This window comes from Photorhabdus stackebrandtii (assembly GCF_011189495.1).
In the GTDB taxonomy this organism is placed as follows: domain Bacteria; phylum Pseudomonadota; class Gammaproteobacteria; order Enterobacterales; family Enterobacteriaceae; genus Photorhabdus; species Photorhabdus khanii.
Genome location: NZ_PUJV01000006.1, coordinates 80,326 through 98,843 on the forward strand (window position 1 = coordinate 80,326; position 18,518 = coordinate 98,843).

At 44.6% G+C, this 18,518-nt stretch carries 21 protein-coding genes; 12 read left to right on the forward strand and 9 right to left on the reverse strand.

Features of this window, described 5'->3' with window-relative positions; all coding sequences use genetic code 11:
• Window positions 1–52: 52 nt before the first annotated feature.
• Complete coding sequence (locus C5470_RS06890; RefSeq protein WP_166287072.1) at window positions 53–316, reverse strand: DUF1145 family protein; 264 nt, start codon at window positions 314–316, stop codon at window positions 53–55.
• Window positions 317–339: 23 nt separating this feature from the next.
• Window positions 340–924, reverse strand: a complete 585-nt coding sequence (gene rsmD / locus C5470_RS06895; RefSeq protein ID WP_166287074.1) for a 16S rRNA (guanine(966)-N(2))-methyltransferase — start codon at window positions 922–924, stop codon at window positions 340–342.
• Between the two features lie 228 nt (window positions 925–1,152).
• Here rsmD and ftsY point away from each other — a divergent pair, with 228 nt between their 5' ends.
• The 5 genes from ftsY (at window position 1,153) to C5470_RS06920 (ending at window position 6,365) form a co-directional block, all read left to right on the forward strand.
• Complete coding sequence (gene ftsY, locus C5470_RS06900) at window positions 1,153–2,373, forward strand: signal recognition particle-docking protein FtsY (RefSeq protein WP_166287076.1); 1,221 nt, start codon at window positions 1,153–1,155, stop codon at window positions 2,371–2,373.
• 5 nt (window positions 2,374–2,378) lie between these two features.
• Window positions 2,379–3,044, forward strand: coding sequence for a cell division ATP-binding protein FtsE (gene ftsE / locus C5470_RS06905; RefSeq protein ID WP_046975244.1), 666 nt, complete (start codon window positions 2,379–2,381; stop codon window positions 3,042–3,044).
• Window positions 3,037–4,011 (forward strand): permease-like cell division protein FtsX, encoded by a 975-nt coding sequence (ftsX, locus tag C5470_RS06910; RefSeq protein ID WP_166287078.1) that lies wholly within the window; start codon window positions 3,037–3,039, stop codon window positions 4,009–4,011. Before ftsE ends, ftsX begins: the two co-directional genes overlap by 8 nt.
• A gap of 247 nt (window positions 4,012–4,258) precedes the next feature.
• Window positions 4,259–5,116, forward strand: coding sequence for an RNA polymerase sigma factor RpoH (gene rpoH, locus C5470_RS06915; RefSeq protein ID WP_166287080.1), 858 nt, complete (start codon window positions 4,259–4,261; stop codon window positions 5,114–5,116).
• Window positions 5,117–5,225: 109 nt separating this feature from the next.
• Complete coding sequence (locus C5470_RS06920; protein WP_166287082.1) at window positions 5,226–6,365, forward strand: glycerate kinase; 1,140 nt, start codon at window positions 5,226–5,228, stop codon at window positions 6,363–6,365.
• On the opposite strand, the gene panM is transcribed toward C5470_RS06920, so the two are convergent.
• Window positions 6,353–6,751 carry an aspartate 1-decarboxylase autocleavage activator PanM gene (gene panM / locus C5470_RS06925; protein WP_166287084.1) on the reverse strand — a complete coding sequence of 133 codons (399 nt, stop codon included), beginning with the start codon at window positions 6,749–6,751 and terminating at the stop codon, window positions 6,353–6,355. The two genes, C5470_RS06920 and panM, sit on opposite strands and share 13 nt — an antisense overlap.
• Window positions 6,752–7,140: 389 nt before the next feature.
• Between panM and C5470_RS06930 the strand changes: the two genes are divergently transcribed.
• The 5 genes from C5470_RS06930 to livF all read left to right on the forward strand — a co-directional run bounded on the left by C5470_RS06930 (window position 7,141) and on the right by livF (window position 11,998).
• Window positions 7,141–8,253 (forward strand): branched-chain amino acid ABC transporter substrate-binding protein, encoded by a 1,113-nt coding sequence (locus tag C5470_RS06930; RefSeq protein ID WP_036844463.1) that lies wholly within the window; start codon window positions 7,141–7,143, stop codon window positions 8,251–8,253.
• Window positions 8,254–8,314: 61 nt separating this feature from the next.
• Window positions 8,315–9,241, forward strand: coding sequence for a high-affinity branched-chain amino acid ABC transporter permease LivH (gene livH, locus C5470_RS06935; protein ID WP_036844460.1), 927 nt, complete (start codon window positions 8,315–8,317; stop codon window positions 9,239–9,241).
• Window positions 9,238–10,524, forward strand: a complete 1,287-nt coding sequence (locus C5470_RS06940; RefSeq protein ID WP_166287086.1) for a high-affinity branched-chain amino acid ABC transporter permease LivM — start codon at window positions 9,238–9,240, stop codon at window positions 10,522–10,524. The genes livH and C5470_RS06940 overlap by 4 nt, the downstream gene beginning before the upstream one ends.
• Entirely contained in the window at window positions 10,521–11,294 is a 774-nt protein-coding gene (livG, locus tag C5470_RS06945; protein WP_166287088.1) for a high-affinity branched-chain amino acid ABC transporter ATP-binding protein LivG, read from the forward strand. Before C5470_RS06940 ends, livG begins: the two co-directional genes overlap by 4 nt.
• A gap of 2 nt (window positions 11,295–11,296) precedes the next feature.
• On the forward strand, window positions 11,297–11,998 hold the full coding sequence (gene livF, locus C5470_RS06950; RefSeq protein ID WP_036844727.1) for a high-affinity branched-chain amino acid ABC transporter ATP-binding protein LivF: 702 nt from the start codon (window positions 11,297–11,299) through the stop codon (window positions 11,996–11,998).
• Between the two features lie 57 nt (window positions 11,999–12,055).
• On the opposite strand, the gene C5470_RS06955 is transcribed toward livF, so the two are convergent.
• Window positions 12,056–12,229, reverse strand: coding sequence for a type II toxin-antitoxin system TacA family antitoxin (locus tag C5470_RS06955; protein ID WP_166287090.1), 174 nt, complete (start codon window positions 12,227–12,229; stop codon window positions 12,056–12,058).
• A gap of 714 nt (window positions 12,230–12,943) precedes the next feature.
• On the opposite strand from C5470_RS06955, the gene C5470_RS06960 reads away from it, so the two are divergent.
• On the forward strand, window positions 12,944–13,555 hold the full coding sequence (locus tag C5470_RS06960; RefSeq protein ID WP_207626919.1) for a papain-like cysteine protease family protein: 612 nt from the start codon (window positions 12,944–12,946) through the stop codon (window positions 13,553–13,555).
• 9 nt (window positions 13,556–13,564) lie between these two features.
• Window positions 13,565–14,173 carry a hypothetical protein gene (locus C5470_RS06965; protein WP_166287092.1) on the forward strand — a complete coding sequence of 203 codons (609 nt, stop codon included), beginning with the start codon at window positions 13,565–13,567 and terminating at the stop codon, window positions 14,171–14,173.
• A 118-nt stretch (window positions 14,174–14,291) separates the two neighbouring features.
• Here C5470_RS06965 and fis read toward each other — a convergent pair whose 3' ends face one another.
• The 5 genes from fis to C5470_RS06990 form a co-directional block, all read right to left on the reverse strand.
• Window positions 14,292–14,588 carry a DNA-binding transcriptional regulator Fis gene (gene fis, locus C5470_RS06970; protein ID WP_010847912.1) on the reverse strand — a complete coding sequence of 99 codons (297 nt, stop codon included), beginning with the start codon at window positions 14,586–14,588 and terminating at the stop codon, window positions 14,292–14,294.
• A gap of 25 nt (window positions 14,589–14,613) precedes the next feature.
• Window positions 14,614–15,579 carry a tRNA dihydrouridine synthase DusB gene (gene dusB / locus C5470_RS06975; RefSeq protein WP_036844721.1) on the reverse strand — a complete coding sequence of 322 codons (966 nt, stop codon included), beginning with the start codon at window positions 15,577–15,579 and terminating at the stop codon, window positions 14,614–14,616.
• A gap of 284 nt (window positions 15,580–15,863) precedes the next feature.
• Window positions 15,864–16,754, reverse strand: a complete 891-nt coding sequence (gene prmA / locus C5470_RS06980) for a 50S ribosomal protein L11 methyltransferase (protein ID WP_036844444.1) — start codon at window positions 16,752–16,754, stop codon at window positions 15,864–15,866.
• 41 nt (window positions 16,755–16,795) lie between these two features.
• Window positions 16,796–18,241, reverse strand: a complete 1,446-nt coding sequence (gene panF, locus C5470_RS06985; protein WP_166287094.1) for a sodium/pantothenate symporter — start codon at window positions 18,239–18,241, stop codon at window positions 16,796–16,798.
• Window positions 18,231–18,473, reverse strand: coding sequence for a YhdT family protein (locus C5470_RS06990; RefSeq protein ID WP_036844437.1), 243 nt, complete (start codon window positions 18,471–18,473; stop codon window positions 18,231–18,233). Before C5470_RS06990 ends, panF begins: the two co-directional genes overlap by 11 nt.
• Window positions 18,474–18,518 lie beyond the last annotated feature (45 nt).

The window sequence follows — 18,518 nt, forward strand, 5'->3', positions numbered from 1 at the left end:
TATTTTCTCCAGTTTGCCTGTTACTACAAGTGAGCATTTCCCGCTAATTGGTTTATTTTTTTAGCTGTTTTTTCTGCATTGCCAATAGCTCAAAGACACCAAAAAAGAAAATTTTGGTTTGCATCAAGCCAGAGAGTTTTTGGTCTTTGGGTTGACCGGATTTCAGAAGCAGCATCTGAAATGCATGCATTACCACCATGAAAATCATGGCGACATCCATAAAATACTTTAACGGTTTTGGAAATGGGTGGATTAAGTTAAATACCAAAAATCCCCAAACACAGACCATTAACAGTTTGCCCAGTTGAATAAACATCAAAGTATGCTCCAGGATAATAATTATGCGGGTAAGTAGCGGATATAGAGCCGGTATGCGACTTGCCCGGCAACTTTTTCACGATGAAGTTGCCAGTTAACAGGCACATCAGTCGCCGTTGATTCAGATTCAGCCTCAACATAAATCCAACTTTCATCTGCCAGCCAATTCTGTCCTTCCAACAATTTTATTGTTTCAGCAAGCATTCCTTTACGGAAAGGTGGATCAAGGAAAACGACATTATAGGGTGTTCCCGGTGGAGATAAATAGTTTAACGCACTGTCGTTAATGACTTCGGCATTTTGAGCGCCAAGCAGAGCTAGATTAGTGGAAAGTTGTTTTGCGACATTACGTTCATATTCGATAAGCGTAGCCTGTGCTGCATAACGGGAAAGTGCCTCTAATCCGAGCGCTCCGCTTCCCGCATAGCAATCCAAGCAGCGTGCTTCCTGAATAACAGGAGCCAGCCAGTTAAACAGGGTTTCTCTGACGCGATCGGTGGTTGGACGTAACCCGGGGCTTTCCGGTACAGGTAATTTCCGGCCTCGCCATTTTCCACCAATAATGCGGATTTGTCCCATAGATTGCCGTTGTGGTTTTTTTGCCATAATTTACATAACTTAATAATTAGTCATCAGATAGTGCTGCATAACCGAAGACATATTTTGAAAAATGCCAGATAAAGGAAATACGCGTTAAGACTTGCTGGCATTAATTTACCATGAAATCCATGATTGATATGTGTTGCGTTACTACGAAAATGTTAGACTGCGTCTAATTTCGTTATTATTCACTGTTATAACGCCATGATTTAACCTTGAGGAGTGTAGTGGCTAATGGCAAAAGAGAAAAAAAGAGGCTTTTTCTCCTGGTTCGGGCGTGGCCGTCAGGAAGAACAGCAAAAAGAAGAACAATTGGCGGCAGAGCAGGCGGAACAACAACGCCTTGCTGAGGAAGCTGCAAAATTGGCGGCAGAGCAAACGGAACAACAGCGTCTTGCTGAAGAGGCTGCAAGATTAGCTGTGGAACAGGCGGAACAACAACGTCTTGTTGAAGAAGCCGAAAGATTAACTGTACAACAGGTACAAACTGAACAGTCAAAGCCAGCTATATCAAAAGAGCAAGAGCGTCCCACTAAAGAGGGCTTTTTCACTCGTTTGAAACGCAGTTTGGGTAAAACTCGTCAGAATCTGGGTTCCGGTTTTCTCAGTCTGTTCAGTGGTAAAAAGATCGATGATGATCTGTTTGATGAATTGGAAGAGCAGTTATTGATTGCTGATGTTGGTGTTGATACTACCCGCAAAATCATTGGCAGCCTGACAGATCAGGCCAGCCGTAAAGAGTTAAAAGATGCGGAAGCATTGTATGCCAAATTGAAAGAAGAAATGTCTGGCATTCTGGCTAAAGTTGATAAACCACTGGATATCGAAGGAAAAGCACCGTATGTCATTCTAATGGTTGGTGTTAATGGTGTTGGTAAAACGACAACAATTGGTAAGTTAGCACGCCAGTTTCAGGCGCAAGGTAAATCGGTCATGTTGGCAGCTGGGGATACTTTCCGGGCAGCTGCGGTTGAACAGTTACAAGTATGGGGGGATCGCAACCATATTTCGGTGGTGGCGCAGCATACTGGTGCTGATCCCGCTTCCGTGATTTTCGATGCTATCCAGTCAGCTAAAGCTAAGGGCGTCGATGTACTGATTGCAGATACCGCAGGTCGTTTGCAAAATAAATCTCACCTAATGGAAGAGTTGAAGAAAATTGTCCGAGTGATGAAAAAACTGGACGAAGATGCGCCACATGAAATTATGCTGACATTGGATGCCAGCACCGGTCAGAATGCGATAAGTCAGGCTAAATTGTTCCATGAAGCCGTCGGGCTGACAGGTATCTCACTGACAAAACTGGATGGAACTGCCAAAGGCGGGGTGATTTTCGCCATTGCTGATCAGTTTGAAATTCCTATCCGTTATATTGGTGTCGGTGAAGGAATTGAAGATCTGCGGCCATTTAAGGCAGACGATTTTATAGAGGCACTTTTTGCCCGAGAGGATTAATTACCATGATTCGCTTTGAACAGGTCAGTAAAGCTTATCTGGGGGGACGGCAAGCCCTGCAAGGGGTGAATTTTCATTTGCGCCCTGCGGAAATGGCATTTCTAATTGGTCACTCAGGGGCAGGTAAAAGTACCTTGCTGAAACTTATCTGTGGCATTGAGCGACCTAGTGCCGGACATATCTGGTTTTCAGGTCATGATATCAGCCGGTTAAAGAGTCGTGAGGTGCCTTTCCTGCGTCGCCAGATTGGTATGATTTTCCAGGATCATCATCTGCTGTTGGATAGGACGGTATACGATAATGTGGCAATGCCACTGATTATTTCGGGTGCGAGTTCTGAGGATATCCGTCGCCGGACTTCTGCGGCATTAGATAAAGTGGGTCTGCTGGACAAAGCGAAAAATTTTCCGATTCAGCTTTCGGGTGGTGAACAGCAACGTGTTGGTATTGCCCGGGCAGTTGTGAATAAGCCAACTGTTTTGTTGGCGGATGAACCGACAGGTAATCTTGATGGTGAATTGTCAGAGGGCATTTTACGGCTGTTTGAAGAGTTTAATCGGGTAGGGGTAACGGTACTGATGGCGACCCATGATATGGCACTGATTGAACGACGGAAATATCGTATTCTGACTCTGAGTCAGGGCCGTATGGCGGGAGAGCATCATGGTTAAAAATGCGCGTAAAGCAGCGGGGAAAGTAACAAGATCGAAAAGTAAAGCTCTGCAAGGGGGATGGCGTGAGCAGTGGCGCTATGCTTGGATGAATGTACTGACAGATATGTTGCGTCAGCCACTGGCAACTCTGTTGACGATTATGGTTATTGCGATATCGCTGACATTACCAAGCGTTTGTTACATTGTCTGGAAGAATGTCAGCCAGGCGGCGGAAAAATGGTATCCCACCCCTCAATTGACTGTATATCTCGATAAATCACTGGATGATAACAGCGCCCAGCAATTAATAAGTGAATTGAAAGCACTTGATGGTGTGGATAATGTTAATTATCTCTCACGTCAGGAAGCGATGACAGAGTTCCGCTCTTGGTCTGGTTTTGGTGGTGCGCTGGATATGCTGGAAGAGAATCCACTACCCGCGGTCGCTATTATTACACCGAAAATCGATTTTCAGAGCTCACAGACGCTGACTACGTTGCGTGACCGGGTTTCTCAGGTCAAGGGTATTGAAGACGTTCGGATGGATGATAGCTGGTTTGCTCGTTTGGCGGCGTTGACGGGGCTTGTCGGTCAGATTGCGGCAGTGATTGGTATTCTGATGGTGGTGGCATTGTTTTTGGTCATTGGTAACAGCGTGCGTCTCAGTATTTTCAGTCATCGTGACACGATTAACGTGATGAAGCTGATTGGTGCGACTGATGGTTTCATTTTGCGTCCATTCCTTAATGGCGGTGCTTTGTTAGGGGGGCTTGGTGCGATGTTATCATTGATACTCTCTGCCCTGTTGGTATGGAAGCTCTCTGATGTTGTCACACAGGTTGCCAGTGTATTTGGTACCACGTTTAATTTACATGGGCTTTCATGGGATGAATCCCTGTTGTTAGTTTTGATCTCCGCGATGATTGGTTGGGTAGCTGCCTGGTTAGCGACAACCCAGCATTTACGCCACTTTACACCAGAATAATTAAATTAATGTTTGTTATGGCTGGTACAAATAAAGTTACTTGCATAAATATAAAACAATCTGTTATTTTTTGTTCTGTGATTCCACGGTGGATGTTATCTGTCCTGAAATTATTACACCCCTACGCATCTGTAACTTGAATATGCACATTCTGGTGATAGACTGTACGCTGTATGTTGAGCATTGGTTTATAAACACTGATGTAATCTGTACTAACGATTTGAGTCTTAATTTTGAGAGGATTTGAATGGCCAAAGAAATGCAAACCTTAGCGTTAGTTCCTCAAGGAAGTCTGGAGGGCTATATTCGCGCCTCTAATACCTACCCGATGCTGACAGCAGAGGAAGAGAAGGAACTGGCTGAAAGGCTGCATTACCAGGGAGATCTGGATGCAGCTAAGCAGCTGATTCTGTCTCATCTGCGCTTCGTTGTTCATGTCGCTCGCAGTTATGCTGGTTATGGCTTGCCCCAGGCGGATTTAATTCAGGAAGGGAACATTGGCTTGATGAAAGCAGTACGTCGTTTCAACCCAGAAGTGGGGGTGCGTCTGGTTTCTTTTGCTGTTCACTGGATTAAAGCTGAAATCCACGAATATGTACTGCGTAATTGGCGTATTGTTAAAGTTGCAACAACCAAAGCGCAGCGCAAGTTGTTCTTCAATCTGCGCAAAACTAAACAGCGTTTAGGTTGGTTTAATCAGGACGAAGTGGAAATGGTCGCCAAAGAACTTGGTGTGACCAGTAAAGATGTGCGTGAGATGGAATCTCGTATGTCAGCGCAGGATATGGCGTTTGATATGTCTGCTGATGATGATAGTCAGGAAGGTTTGCCGGTTGCCCCAGTTCTGTATCTTCAGGATAAAGCTTCTGATTTTGCAGATGGCATTGAAGAGGATAACTGGGAAAACCATGCCGCTGATAAATTGTCGGTAGCGATAGAAGGCTTAGATGAGCGCAGTCAGGATATTATCCGTTGCCGCTGGTTGGATGATGATAGCAAATCTACCCTGCAAGAGCTGGCTGATAAATATGGTGTTTCTGCGGAGCGTGTACGTCAGCTTGAAAAGAATGCCATGAAAAAACTGCGTGTAGCAATTGAAGCGTAAATAAAGTGATTTTGCGTTAACACATTCACGATTAATAAGTTAAAAGGGCGATAATGATTTATCGCCTTTTTTATTCCTTCTTTCAGAGTATTACAACCAAACTAATCCGATGAAAATTGTTATTGCACCTGATTCATTTAAAGAGAGCCTTGGTGCCTTGCAGGTTGCTGAAGCGATAGAACAGGGATTTCGTGAAATCTATCCACAAGCTGAATACATTAAACTGCCGATGGCAGATGGTGGTGAAGGTACGGTCGAATCAATGGTAGCAGCCACCGATGGGCAAGTTATCCATTTGCCTGTTACCGGCCCGTTAAATCAGCCGGTGGATAGTTTTTTTGGCGTGCTGGGTGATGGAAAAACCGCTGTTATTGAAATGGCGGCGGCTTCTGGCTTACATCTGGTTCCGATGGAAAAGCGTAATCCGCTGATAACCACGACGTATGGTACCGGAGAGCTGATACTGGCTGCTTTAGATAAAGGTGTCAGTAAGATAATCCTCGGTATCGGTGGTAGTGCGACTAATGATGGTGGTGCCGGTATGATGCAGGCACTGGGTGCTCGTCTGCTTGATGATTGTGGTGAAGAGCTGAGGGTCGGCGGGGGCGTGTTGAGTCAGCTCGCTGAAATCGATCTTTCTGGTTTGGATACTCGTTTGAGTCAGACTGAAATTATCGTCGCCTGTGATGTGGCTAACCCGTTGTGTGGTGAGTTTGGTGCATCTGCTGTTTTCGGACCACAAAAAGGGGCGACCCCAGAGAGGGTGAAAGAATTGGATGCTGCTTTGCGTCATTACGGTGAAAAAATTGAATTCCTGACAAAAATGAAGGTCATTGATGTACCTGGTACAGGAGCCGCCGGTGGTATGGGAGCGCCTTTACTGGGTTGGCTTAAAGCGAAATTACAACCGGGAATTGATATTGTTATCTCCACGTTGGAACTGGAGAAAGTGGTACAAGGTGCTGATTTGGTTATTACTGGGGAAGGCCGGATGGATAGCCAGACTATTTACGGTAAAACACCCATCGGCGTTGCCCGTATCGCTAAAAAGTATGCTATTCCAACCATTGCATTGGTTGGCGGTATGAGTCAGGACTATAACGTCGTTCATGAGCATGGATTGGATGCTGTTTTCTCAATTATGCCCGGCGTTTGTTCTCTTTCTGATGCTCTTGCTTGCGGGCGTGAGAATTTGCGGGTGACAGCCCGCAATGTGGCTGCCGTCTGGAAGATGAGTCAGCCCAAATAGTAGTTTGAAGTGGTGTCATAACGAAAACCACTGGCGTTCATAAAACCTTTTAACGCTGGTTCATTGGCATCAGGGAACCCCTTGAGACTTAGCTTCCACTGTTTAACAGTAGGATGTCGGGCCTTTATTTCATTTATCAGATATAAACCCACACCCCGGCGACGTGTTATTTCACGAACACATAAATCTTCAAGCAGGCCGGATTGATTACTGAGAGTGATTTTTACTGCGGCCAACAATCTGTCATTAAAACGGGCAGCAAGCAGTTTATTGCTGTTTTTTAGATGGGCTTGCCATTGTTCTGGCGTTTGCTGAGGCCAGATTTTCCCCAAATCAATCATATCTTGTGCTGATAAAACAGTCAGTTGTTCAATAGTTAACTTCATGGTTTTTCCATATCCATTGTAGATGAATAAACAGTCAGAATGTTGTGTGACCATTTTTATACGTTACTGGAAAAAATGTTTTTAACGCGATCGATCTTTCGAGTTAAAGATTGCTTTACTAATATTTAACCAGAATATCACACTATAAATAGTCTAAATTACAACCCGCTCTGGCGGTATTTTATTCTGTATTTGATGCTTTTTGCTACCTTGTCAATTTGATTTTAAGCATGAAATGCTATTTTAATAACATGAAAAATAAAATCTTATTAATAAAAATCACTTTATCTAATCATTAATCACAAACGGTCATGATTTCCAGCCAGATAATGAAAGATCTTAAAGGCAAATACAATCAATCAGACCAATAACAATACGGGGATAAATAAATGAAAATCGTAACAGGTAAGGCATTATTAACCGGTTGTATTGCCATGGTGATGAGTTATTCACTGTGGGCAAAAGAGATTAAAGTAGCGATTGTAGGGGCGATGTCCGGTCCGGTTGCTCAGTATGGAGATATGGAATTCACTGGCGCACGTCAGGCGATTGCGGATATTAATGCTAAAGGTGGCATTAATGGCGATAAGCTGGTGGGCGTTGAATATGATGATGCCTGTGATCCAAAACAGGCTGTTGCAGTTGCTAACAAAGTGATTAATGACAACATTCGTTATGTTATCGGTCATCTTTGCTCTTCATCGACTCAACCAGCATCTGATATCTATGAAGATGAAGGTGTGATTATGATTACGCCCGCGGCAACTAATGCTGATCTGACAACTCGTGGCTACCAAATGATTCTGCGTACCACTGGGCTGGATTCTGATCAGGGCCCAACGGCAGCGAAATATATTGTTGAAAAGATCAAACCTCAACGGCTGGCAATTGTTCACGATAAACAGCAATACGGTGAAGGATTGGCTCGTTCTGTTCTCAATACACTGAAAAAGGTGGGAGTCAATACGGTATTGTTTGAAGGTGTTACTGCTGGTGATAAAGATTTCTCAGTGCTGGTTGCCCGCCTGAAAAAAGAAAATGTGGATTTTGTCTATTTCGGCGGTTACTACCCTGAAATGGGACAAATTCTGCGCCAGGCTAAACAAGCGGGTTTGAATATCCGTTTTATGGGACCGGAAGGCGTTGGTAACTCTTCGTTGTCTAATATTGCCGGGGCTGCTTCTGAAGGCATGTTCGTAACACTGCCTAAACGGTACGATCAAGTTCCGGCAAACAAAGCTATCGTTGATGCAATCAAAACTAAGAAAGAGGATCCAACGGGCCCATTCGTCTGGACAACCTATGCCGCCCTGCAATCTCTGACAACGGCAATGAGCCGTACCGGCAGCATGGAACCTGCTGATTTGGTGAAAGATCTGAAAACTAATCCGGTCGATACCGTGATGGGAACACTGAGCTGGAATCAGGCTGGCGACCTGAAAGGGTTCGAGTTCGGCATTTTTGAATGGCATGCAGACGGTTCTTCTACTTCTGTGAAGTAAAGCCATCCGAATGGCCGTCAGCCCCTGCTTGACAGGGGCTGCTATTCCAGAGGTACAAGGTATGTCAGAGCAATTTCTCTATTTTTTACAGCAGATGTTAAACGGGGTTACCCTGGGTAGCACTTATGCATTGATTGCCATTGGCTATACGATGGTTTACGGCATTATCGGGATGATTAACTTTGCTCATGGTGAAGTTTATATGATTGGCAGTTATGTCTCCTTTATTGTGATTGCTGCTCTGATGATGATGGGAATTGATCTGGGCTGGTTGCTGATTACTGCTGCTTTTTTAACATCAATTGTGATTGCCAGCGCTTATGGTTGGAGTATTGAACGGGTGGCTTACAAACCCGTTCGCCATTCCAAGCGCCTGATTGCGCTGATTTCTGCAATTGGGATGTCTATTTTCCTGCAAAATTATGTCAGCTTGTCACAGGGTTCCCGTGATCTGGCATTGCCGGGGCTGATTTCCGGGCAGTGGGTATTGAGCGAAAGTGATGGATTTTCTGCCAGTATTACTGCGATGCAACTGATTATTTGGGTAGTGACATTCCTTGCCATGCTGGTACTGACGATGTTTATCCGCTATTCCCGTATGGGGCGTGCTTGCCGCGCTTGCGCGGAAGATCTGAAAATGGCCGGTTTGCTGGGGATCAATACTGACAAAGTTATTTCTTTGACCTTTGTTATTGGCGCTGCAATGGCAGCGGTAGCCGGTGTTCTGCTGGGGCAGTTTTACGGTGTGATAAATCCGTATATCGGTTTTATGGCAGGAATGAAAGCTTTCACCGCCGCCGTATTGGGGGGCATTGGTAGCATTCCGGGGGCAATGATTGGCGGTTTGATCCTAGGCGTTTCTGAAGCCCTGACTTCTGCTTATTTGAGCACAGAATATAAAGATGCTGTTTCTTTTGCTCTGCTTATCGTTGTGTTGTTGTTTATGCCTACCGGGATTTTAGGTCGCCCAGAGGTAGAAAAAGTATGAAACATGCCAATTGGATTAATGCCATTATTGCCTCAGCCGCTTTATTTGTGCTGGCTGTTTTTATGATGGGGATGCAGCTGTCACTGGATGGCACGAAGCTGGTTGTTTACCGTGCCGATAAAGTCCGATGGCTATGGATTGGCATCGGCTGTACGGTTGTTTTCCTGTTCCAGCTATTGCGTCCGGTTATTCAGAAGACGATGAAGAAAGTGCCAGTTAAAAGCTGGACGTTGCCGGATTTCGATGGTTCAACTAAAGGACAAAAGTTACTGGCGGCATTGATTATTGTTGCCGCGATTGTCTGGCCATTTATTGTCTCCCGTGGCAGTGTCGATATCGCTACGCTGACATTAATTTATGTCATGTTGGGGCTGGGGTTGAATGTAGTCGTTGGTTTGTCCGGGTTGCTGGTGCTTGGATATGCAGGTTTTTATGCTATCGGCGCTTATACCTATGCCTTACTAAGCCACTATTACGGGTTAGGATTTTGGCAGAGCTTGCCGTTGGCGGGATTAACGGCTGCTTTATCGGGGCTGTTGTTAGGTTTTCCGGTATTGCGATTGAGAGGTGACTATCTGGCCATTGTCACACTCGGTTTTGGCGAGATTGTTCGCATTCTGCTATTGAATAATACCGAAATAACGGGTGGCCCGAATGGTATCAGCCAGATTCCAAAACCCACTTTCTTTGGGCTGGAATTTAACCGCGGCGTGAAAGAGGGCGGTTGGGATACTTTCCATAACTTCTTTGGTCTGAAATATGATCCAAGTGACCGAGTTGTTTTTCTCTATTTGGTCACATTGTTATTGGTGATACTGACCGTATTGATTATCAATCGGTTACTGCGTATGCCATTAGGTCGCGCGTGGGAAGCACTGCGTGAAGATGAAATTGCCTGTCGCTCTCTTGGGCTGAGTCCAACCCGTATTAAACTAGCCGCGTTTACTATCAGTGCTGCATTTGCCGGTTTTGCCGGAACCTTGTTTGCTGCCCGGCAGGGTTTCATCAGCCCGGAATCCTTCACCTTTGTTGAATCTGCTTTCGTGCTGGCGATTGTGGTACTGGGTGGAATGGGTTCGCAGACAGCGGTAATTCTCGCGGCCATTCTGCTGGTGGTTTCCCGTGAGATGATGCGTGATTTGAATGCTTATAGTATGTTGCTGCTGGGGGCCATGATGGTGCTGATGATGGTTTGGCGTCCGCAAGGATTGCTACCGATGAAACGCCATAATGTTAAATTTAAACAGCAGGAAAGCCAGCCTCAGGGAGGAGAACAGGTATGAGTGCAACACCATTATTGCAGGTTTCCGGTCTGACCATGCTCTTCGGTGGTTTGCTGGCAGTTAACAATATTGCCCTGATATTAAATCAAAGCGAAATTGTCTCTCTTATTGGGCCTAATGGCGCAGGGAAAACCACGATTTTTAATTGCCTGACAGGATTTTACCGTCCGACCTGCGGCACAATAAAATTGCGGGAAAAACATCTGGAAGGGTTATCCGGGCAGGCTATTGCCCGTATGGGCGTTGTCAGAACATTTCAGCATGTGCGATTGTTCCGTGAGATGACAGTGATTGAAAATCTATTAGTAGCGCAGCATCAGCATCTGAAAAGTGGTCTTTTTTCCGGGCTTTTCAAAATGCCGGCATTCCGCCGTGCGGAATCTGAGGCTGTAGATCGAGCCGTCATTTGGCTGGAGCGGATTGGTTTGTTACCACTGGCAAACCGACAGGCGGGTAATTTGGCCTATGGTCAACAGCGCCGTCTGGAGATTGCCCGCTGTATGGTAACACGTCCGGAAGTTTTGATGCTGGATGAACCTGCTGCGGGTCTGAACCCGAAAGAGACAGCAGAACTTAATGTCTTAATTGCTGAACTGAGAAAATATCATCAGGTTTCTGTGTTGCTGATTGAGCACGATATGAAACTGGTGATGGGGATTTCTGATCGTATTTATGTGGTTAATCAGGGGACACCTTTAGCGCAAGGGAGACCAGAAGAGATTCGTAACAACCCGGACGTTATTCGGGCATATTTGGGAGAGGTATATTAATGATGTTGGAATTCAAACAGGTATCTGCCCACTATGGCGAAATTCAGGCGCTGCATCAGGTGAGTCTGAATATTCAACAGGGAGAAATTGTCACTCTGATAGGTGCAAACGGCGCAGGAAAAACGACGCTACTCAATACGTTATGTAGTGAACCCAGAGCGACTGAGGGCGCTATTATTTTTCGCGGCAAAGATATCACGCAATGGCCGACTGCACGTATTATGCGTGAGGACATTGCAATTGTTCCGGAAGGGCGCAGAGTTTTTGCCCGAATGACAGTGGAAGAAAATTTGGCAATGGGCGGCTTTTTTGCTGATAAAACTCAGTATCAGCAGCGCATTGAACGGGTTTATGATTTATTTCCCCGGTTACAGGAAAGGCGAAATCAGCGGGCTGGAACGATGTCTGGTGGTGAACAGCAAATGTTGGCGATTGGTCGCGCTTTGATGAGCCAGCCACAGTTATTATTGCTGGATGAACCTTCACTGGGATTGGCACCGATAATTATCATACAGATTTTCGATACCATTCAGCAGTTGCGGGAAGAAGGGATGACAATCTTTTTGGTTGAGCAGAATGCAAATCAGGCGCTAAAACTGGCTGACCGGGGATATGTCTTGGAAAACGGCAAGATCGTACTCGAAGACAGCGGTGCGGCGTTATTGGTTAATGAAGCCGTGAGGAGTGCGTATTTGGGAGGGTAATATCTTTCTCAGCCTAAAGGCGAGTGTCATGTGCATTGGTAAGCAGTGCCGGAAAGGTTATTTCTCCCAAGGTGATGGCTCCATTAATAATGCTTTAAGCCTGGTATTATCTGGGATTGGGGCAATTAGTGCCGCTTCAAATGTTTTGAAATCTTCTTCATTTAAATAGAAAAGACGCTGATCTAGCAGGATATTTTCGACGCGCATATTAATAGAGGCTGTTTTGGACATAAGTAAATTACTCCTGTATATCTATTGGATATACAATATAGTATGGCTAATCACTATAGACAAGCTTAAATTATCTTCGACCTCTTAGTCGTATTCCCTCCTGAAAATATGCTGTCAATGCCTGAAATTAAAGATATGTACTCAATGTAATGAAAAGCGAATTAGAAGGATCTTCTCTGTTTGAATTGCATGTGATCTAATTTTTCTATAAGAGAATGACCTTTCGGCCAATAAATTATTTAATTCTTGGCTTATATATCAGTTAATTATTAACTAAACAACCACCTACTTTAGTAGGTGGTTGTTTAGTGTTGGCTGTAATTAATTGTTTAATACTAATAAAGTCAGAGAATAACACATCAATTACGAAATAATTGGATATTGGAATAATTCTGGATGAACGGCAATTATTTGACAGATTAATAATATCTTATTTAAATAAATATCTATATTTGAAAAAATATGTGGATAAAATAAAGTTTCACTATAAAATCTGATTAAAAATAACAAATTAATCTCTTTCTGAAAGAAAAATATAGCTTGATTTGCGGTTTTTGAGTGAAAAAACATTTAAATATATTGTGCTATACTTTATAAGTGACAAATTGAAGTGAGCAAACTACTTAGCTCACTCATTAACAATCTGGTCATTATCCTGAATTATCTGAATATTTAATGGATATTTAGATAAATAAGAATTATGGAGAACTGATTATGTCACGTTCTAAAGATATGTGTGTAGCAAGTCGTGATTCAGATTCAAAAAATATCTTTCCGAAATGTTTATCTGGAAAGCATATCACGCCAATACCGCTAGGGAATTTGGGTTCTTCATCAGAATCTATCATTTTTTTTAGAGAATTACAGTTTAACATGCAGTGGCAAATTCAGAGTAATTGGTGCTGGGCAGCTGTGTCTGTATCTGTTGGGCTTTATTTCAACACAGGTTTCTGGACGCAGTGTAATGTAGCTGATAAGCAACTTAAAAGGAGTACATGTTGTAGTTTTCCAGGTCCATGTAATGTTTACGGCTATTTAGATCAGGCTCTTATGTATACAAGAAGCCTGGCAAGTTTTTATACTAATTTGATGAATATGTCAGAAATTAAAGCCCAAATTGATGTCGGGCGTCCGATCTGTTTGCGTTGTGCCTGGTATGGAGGCGGTGCTCATTTTCTGGCTGTTATTGGCTACAACTCCGTGACTGGAAATATATCCGTTGTGGATTCTATATATGGTAACTCTATCCAATCATTTAGTTTATTTCCTGTCTCATACAATGGTGGTGGGAACTGGACTCATACTTATCTCACTCGAAGAAACTAGGGATGCATCATGAAAATTTTATATCCTGAGGCGCCTCTGGGTGGAGTAGATGTTATCATTCCTGTGCTTCGAGAAGCATTACAAACAGCTCAGAATAGGCCAACAAGTCCTTTTTCAAACGTAGATCCGAACAGCCTGATTATCTCAGATCCTTATCGTTGCTATTCGCTGGGTATTGAAAACCTGGTCAATGGTGAAGTTTTGAATAATGCTATTCCAGGTAATTGGCGCTACTTTATTTTATCGGATGGTAAAACAATTGCTGATCTGGAATTAAGAGAGGTTGAGGGTGAACTTAAATTTTCGTCTTTAAACGAAGGCCCTATCGCTTCGTCTGCGGTTAATGCTCTACGTTTGGCAGAATGCTCTACCAGGCACGAGGGAAAAATGTATGAACTCAGAATGCTGTTAGTTTCTGGGTTACACTTTGTATCAATGTGGCTTCATGCGATAGATAAAGGGCTTAGTGATGCGGTTATTCCAACAGAACCAACACCAGCGAATCTGGCCGGTATGAGATTGTATGATGAGGTGGAAATAATAAAGCTGCTTCATATTGCTGCAAAACAGGCAAAAGAGAGACTTGATGCAGATGATTCAGAATTGCTGGGCAACTAAATAATCTGCATTTTTTCGCGTAAGGCCCCTAAAATGTGACATTACTTTTCTTGATTAGGCAAAAAAGGTACTTTACCAAAAGGTAAAGTGCCTTTTTTGATGAACTAATTGATAGTTACTAGTTCATGCCATATTTTTTCAATTTCTTACGCAGTGTGCCACGGTTGATGCCCATCATCAGGGCAGCACGTGTTTGGTTGCCACGGGTGTATTGCATCACCATGTCCAACAATGGCTGCTCCACCTCAGCCAGTACCAACTCATACAGGTCATTAACATCTTGACCATTTAGTTGAGCAAAATAGTTCTTCAGTGCTTGTTTAACTGAGTCACGCAAAGGTTTTTGAGTAACCTGATCTTGTGAATTTACAGTAGCAACGGTTAGTACGTCAGAATTTACGCGTTGTTCGAACATAGTTCTGTCAGCTCTTTTCTTTATATTACGCAAAATTTTCGAAATATGCCTTCAACACCTCCAGCTGTTCGCTGGCATCCTCTATGGTGTTGAATGTGCGCCGGAACTGGTCATCAGGAGCATGTTCCCGGAGATACCAGGATACATGCTTACGTGCGATACGGGCTCCCTTGCCTGGACCATAAAAGTCGTGCAATTCCCGTATATGCTCGTTCATTAAATGCTGCACCTCGCCAATCGGCATCGGTGGCAGCAATTCCCCTGTTTCCAGATAATGCTGGATTTCCCGGAAGATCCAGGGTCTTCCCTGAGCAGCGCGGCCTATCATCAGGGCATCAGCCCCAGTGTATTCAAGCACTGCTCTGGCCTTAAGCGGGTCAGTTATGTCACCATTGGCAATAACCGGGATGGCAACAGTCTGCTTAACTGTCCGAATATTGTCGTACTCTGCTTCTCCGTTAAACAAACAGGAGCGAGTCCTGCCGTGAATCGTCAGAGCCTGAATACCACAATGCTCGGCCAATTGGGCAATCTTTACACAATTTCGTTCTTCTGGCGACCATCCAGTGCGGATTTTCAGCGTAACAGGAACATCTACTGCGTTTACAACCGCGGATAGGATCTTTTCGACCCATTCCGGGTAACGCAATAAAGCCGAACCTGCCAGCTTACGATTCACTTTCTTGGCTGGGCACCCCATGTTGATATCAATAATCTGAGCACCATTAGCGACGTTAATCTTCGCTGCTGCTGCCATTTCATCAGGATCATTGCCGGCAATTTGCACAGAACGAATTCCCAGTTCGTCACTGTGAACCATACGTAGCCGGGATTTGTCTGTCTTCCAGACCTGTGGGTTGGAAGATAGCATTTCCGATACTGTCATACCTGCACCCATTTCGTAACATAGTGACCGAAACGGACGGTCAGTTATGCCAGCCATTGGGGCCGCAATAAGACAGTTTTTCAGCTGGTATTGTCCGATACGCATAGACGAAGAAAGAGTGGCCATACTGTGACTGCAAGGGCGCGTATATTACGCATTTTTCGCAAAATATGAAAGGCCAAACTTTGAGCAAATCGACATTTGTTACAACTTTTTTCCAGCTATCCTTCTGAGATAAATATAATTATTCATAAATAACATGGTGTTATACGTTATCGGTAAAGTTTATCACTCAAGATTTTTCTATCAGCCAGTTTGCTGATAGCACGGATTATCATCAGTGAATGATCAAAAATTACTCTCGCCATCATAACAAAGATAAAATAATCTTAATTTGTTACTATTCTTACCCCAGATATCCGACACCATTCTTCCTGCTCCGCAACAGGGTCGATCATGAATTTATCAGTATAGGCTTGAATAACACTTTCTGCCTGACTTGCTAAAATACCCGATAAACCTAACAGGCCACCCGATTTTGGTAATGCACCGATTATAGGAGCAAGTTCACGTAGAGGGCCTGCCAGAATATTAGCAATTACTATATCAGATTCAAGATCGTTTGGCTGATCTTTCGCCAAATATAGCGTTAAACGCCCTAGAACGCCATTACGTTCTGCGTTATCGCGGCTGGCCTGAATGGCTTGCGGATCGATATCTATGCCGATAGCGTGTGCGGCACCGAGTTTTAGCGCTGCAATTGCCAATATGCCGGAGCCACAACCAAAATCAATGAGGGTTTTACCCTCCAGATTGAGGCTGTCCAACCATTGCAGGCATAACGATGTGGTTGGGTGGGTGCCTGTACCAAAAGCCAGTCCAGGGTCCAGCATGACGTTAACGGCATCTGGATCAGGAACGTCACGCCAGCTTGGGCAGACCCACAAGCGGTTACCAAAGCGCATTGGGTGGAAGTTATCCATCCATTCACGTTCCCAGTCTTTGTCTTCCAATTGCTCGATCTTATGAATAAATCCTTGACCTAACTGAGGAACTTGTTCGAGCTGGCTGATAACGGCTTTCATATCCGTTTCAGCATCATAAAGTCCGATAACATCTGTATCTCCCCATAAACGGGTCTCGCCTGGCAGAGGTTCGAATACAGGGTTATCGTGGCTGTCCTGAAAGGTGACTGATACTGCTCCACTTTCCATTAGATTATCCCCCAGGGATTCTGCCAGCTGTCCTGTGGTATTTAATCGAAGTTGTATCCAAGGCATAAAAATTCTCTTTAATTAAAAAATAGGTTAAAACGACCCGCTTAATAAACCTTGGCCACCCATTGTGGCAACCGGTGGCCGATGGTATTACCAATCCCGAAAGCCAACAGGCTGAGTAGCAGTGATGGTACGATCGGATGGAAGTCTAATAGATAAACATCGGAACTGGCGAGCAGAGTGTAACTTGCTGCCCCTGTAATCATCGAACTGACAGCGCCATATGCATTGGCTTTTTCCCAGTACAGTCCCAGCACTAATGGCCATAGGAATACGGCCTGTAAGCCACCGAAAGCCAGTAGATTCAACCAGATAATCATCTCTGGTGGGTGCCAGGCCGCTAAAAGTAGTAACAAACCAATAACCAGGGTTGAAAGACTGGAAATCCGGGCCAGTTTTTTCTCCTGTACGATTTGTTGTGGAAACAGGTTTAGATAGAGATCTTTCACGATTGTCGCAGAAGATTGTAACAATTGTGCATTAATCGTTGACATAATTGCTGCCATTGGTGCGGCCAGAAAGATTCCGGCAGCGAATGGAGGCAAGACGGTGATCATCAATGTTGGGATGACTTGATCGGGAATGGCCAGATCAGGAATAATTGCCCGGCCAAGGGCTCCTGCCAGATGCATACCAAACATAAGGATAGTCATGGCGATGGTACCGATGATAATCCCTTGGTGGACAGCTTTGCTGTCGCGGTAGGAGATACAACGAACGGCGGTATGTGGTAGCCCAATGACACCAAAACAGACCAATACCCAGAATGATGCCATGAAAGGCCAGCTAAGGATATGGTCCGCTCCTTGCGGGGAAACGAGTTCAGGATTGATCTTCCGTAATGTGGCAACCGCTTCCGCCAAACCACCTGTTTTATAGATAATCGCTATCAACAGCAAAACGGTGCCTGACAGCATGACCAGCCCTTGCAGGGCATCATTGAGGACACTCGCTCTGAAGCCGCCAAATGCGGTATAGAGCGCGATAGAGACACCGAAAATCATTAATCCGGTGCCATAAGGGATACCTGCGGCAGTTTCCAGCAGGCGTGCACCGCCAATAAACTGAACGGTCATCGCGCCGACAAAAGCGACTAAAAGACTCAGGCTGGCAAACCAAACCAGGAGACGACTGCCATAACGGGCATACAACATGTCATTGAGGGTGACGGCATTATAGCGACGAGCAAGAATGGCAAATTTCTTACCCAACACACCAAGGGAAAGCCATATTGCCGGTAACTGAATCAGCGACAGTAATACCCATCCCAGACCATATTTATAGGCTGCTCCTGGCCCGCCAATAAATGAGCTGGCACTGATATAGGTGGCGGTAATAGTCATTGCCAGTACAAAGCCGCCCATTGAACGGTTACCCAGGAAATACTCAGTCAGGAAGGTGCCTTTCTGGCGGTGCCGGTAAGCGTAGATTGACAGAAGAAATACCAGCACAAGATAGCCTAGCAGAGGTAAGATAACGTCACTTTGCATTCTCATCCTCCAGCGGGACTTCTTTGAAAATAAACTTCACCATTAACCAGCAGAGGATGATAAATACTACGGGTAGTAGCAGACATGCCATTTCAAACCAACGAGGTAAGCCCGTGACACCCGGGGCATCACTGGGTAAATAGGCTGTTATCAGCCAGCCAATGAGATAAGCAAGTGTCAGGAACACAGCCCAGCGTGCTTCTTTATGGGATTGAACAAATCGTCTGTCCATTCGTTCTTCCGGTAATTAAATAAATAAGATGGGAAAGGAGGAATT

What these genes read in the sequence shown, in the direction of transcription:
- C5470_RS06890 (WP_166287072.1), bottom strand. Translation starts at nt 316, where the DNA reads ATGTTTATTCAACTGGGCAAACTGTTAATGGTCTGTGTTTGGGGATTT.
- rsmD (WP_166287074.1), bottom strand. Translation starts at nt 924, where the DNA reads ATGGCAAAAAAACCACAACGGCAATCTATGGGACAAATCCGCATTATT.
- ftsY (WP_166287076.1), top strand. Translation starts at nt 1,153, where the DNA reads ATGGCAAAAGAGAAAAAAAGAGGCTTTTTCTCCTGGTTCGGGCGTGGC.
- ftsE (WP_046975244.1), top strand. Translation starts at nt 2,379, where the DNA reads ATGATTCGCTTTGAACAGGTCAGTAAAGCTTATCTGGGGGGACGGCAA.
- ftsX (WP_166287078.1), top strand. Translation starts at nt 3,037, where the DNA reads ATGGTTAAAAATGCGCGTAAAGCAGCGGGGAAAGTAACAAGATCGAAA.
- rpoH (WP_166287080.1), top strand. Translation starts at nt 4,259, where the DNA reads ATGGCCAAAGAAATGCAAACCTTAGCGTTAGTTCCTCAAGGAAGTCTG.
- C5470_RS06920 (WP_166287082.1), top strand. Translation starts at nt 5,226, where the DNA reads ATGAAAATTGTTATTGCACCTGATTCATTTAAAGAGAGCCTTGGTGCC.
- panM (WP_166287084.1), bottom strand. Translation starts at nt 6,751, where the DNA reads ATGAAGTTAACTATTGAACAACTGACTGTTTTATCAGCACAAGATATG.
- C5470_RS06930 (WP_036844463.1), top strand. Translation starts at nt 7,141, where the DNA reads ATGAAAATCGTAACAGGTAAGGCATTATTAACCGGTTGTATTGCCATG.
- livH (WP_036844460.1), top strand. Translation starts at nt 8,315, where the DNA reads ATGTCAGAGCAATTTCTCTATTTTTTACAGCAGATGTTAAACGGGGTT.
- C5470_RS06940 (WP_166287086.1), top strand. Translation starts at nt 9,238, where the DNA reads ATGAAACATGCCAATTGGATTAATGCCATTATTGCCTCAGCCGCTTTA.
- livG (WP_166287088.1), top strand. Translation starts at nt 10,521, where the DNA reads ATGAGTGCAACACCATTATTGCAGGTTTCCGGTCTGACCATGCTCTTC.
- livF (WP_036844727.1), top strand. Translation starts at nt 11,297, where the DNA reads ATGTTGGAATTCAAACAGGTATCTGCCCACTATGGCGAAATTCAGGCG.
- C5470_RS06955 (WP_166287090.1), bottom strand. Translation starts at nt 12,229, where the DNA reads ATGTCCAAAACAGCCTCTATTAATATGCGCGTCGAAAATATCCTGCTA.
- C5470_RS06960 (WP_207626919.1), top strand. Translation starts at nt 12,944, where the DNA reads ATGTCACGTTCTAAAGATATGTGTGTAGCAAGTCGTGATTCAGATTCA.
- C5470_RS06965 (WP_166287092.1), top strand. Translation starts at nt 13,565, where the DNA reads ATGAAAATTTTATATCCTGAGGCGCCTCTGGGTGGAGTAGATGTTATC.
- fis (WP_010847912.1), bottom strand. Translation starts at nt 14,588, where the DNA reads ATGTTCGAACAACGCGTAAATTCTGACGTACTAACCGTTGCTACTGTA.
- dusB (WP_036844721.1), bottom strand. Translation starts at nt 15,579, where the DNA reads ATGCGTATCGGACAATACCAGCTGAAAAACTGTCTTATTGCGGCCCCA.
- prmA (WP_036844444.1), bottom strand. Translation starts at nt 16,754, where the DNA reads ATGCCTTGGATACAACTTCGATTAAATACCACAGGACAGCTGGCAGAA.
- panF (WP_166287094.1), bottom strand. Translation starts at nt 18,241, where the DNA reads ATGCAAAGTGACGTTATCTTACCTCTGCTAGGCTATCTTGTGCTGGTA.
- C5470_RS06990 (WP_036844437.1), bottom strand. Translation starts at nt 18,473, where the DNA reads ATGGACAGACGATTTGTTCAATCCCATAAAGAAGCACGCTGGGCTGTG.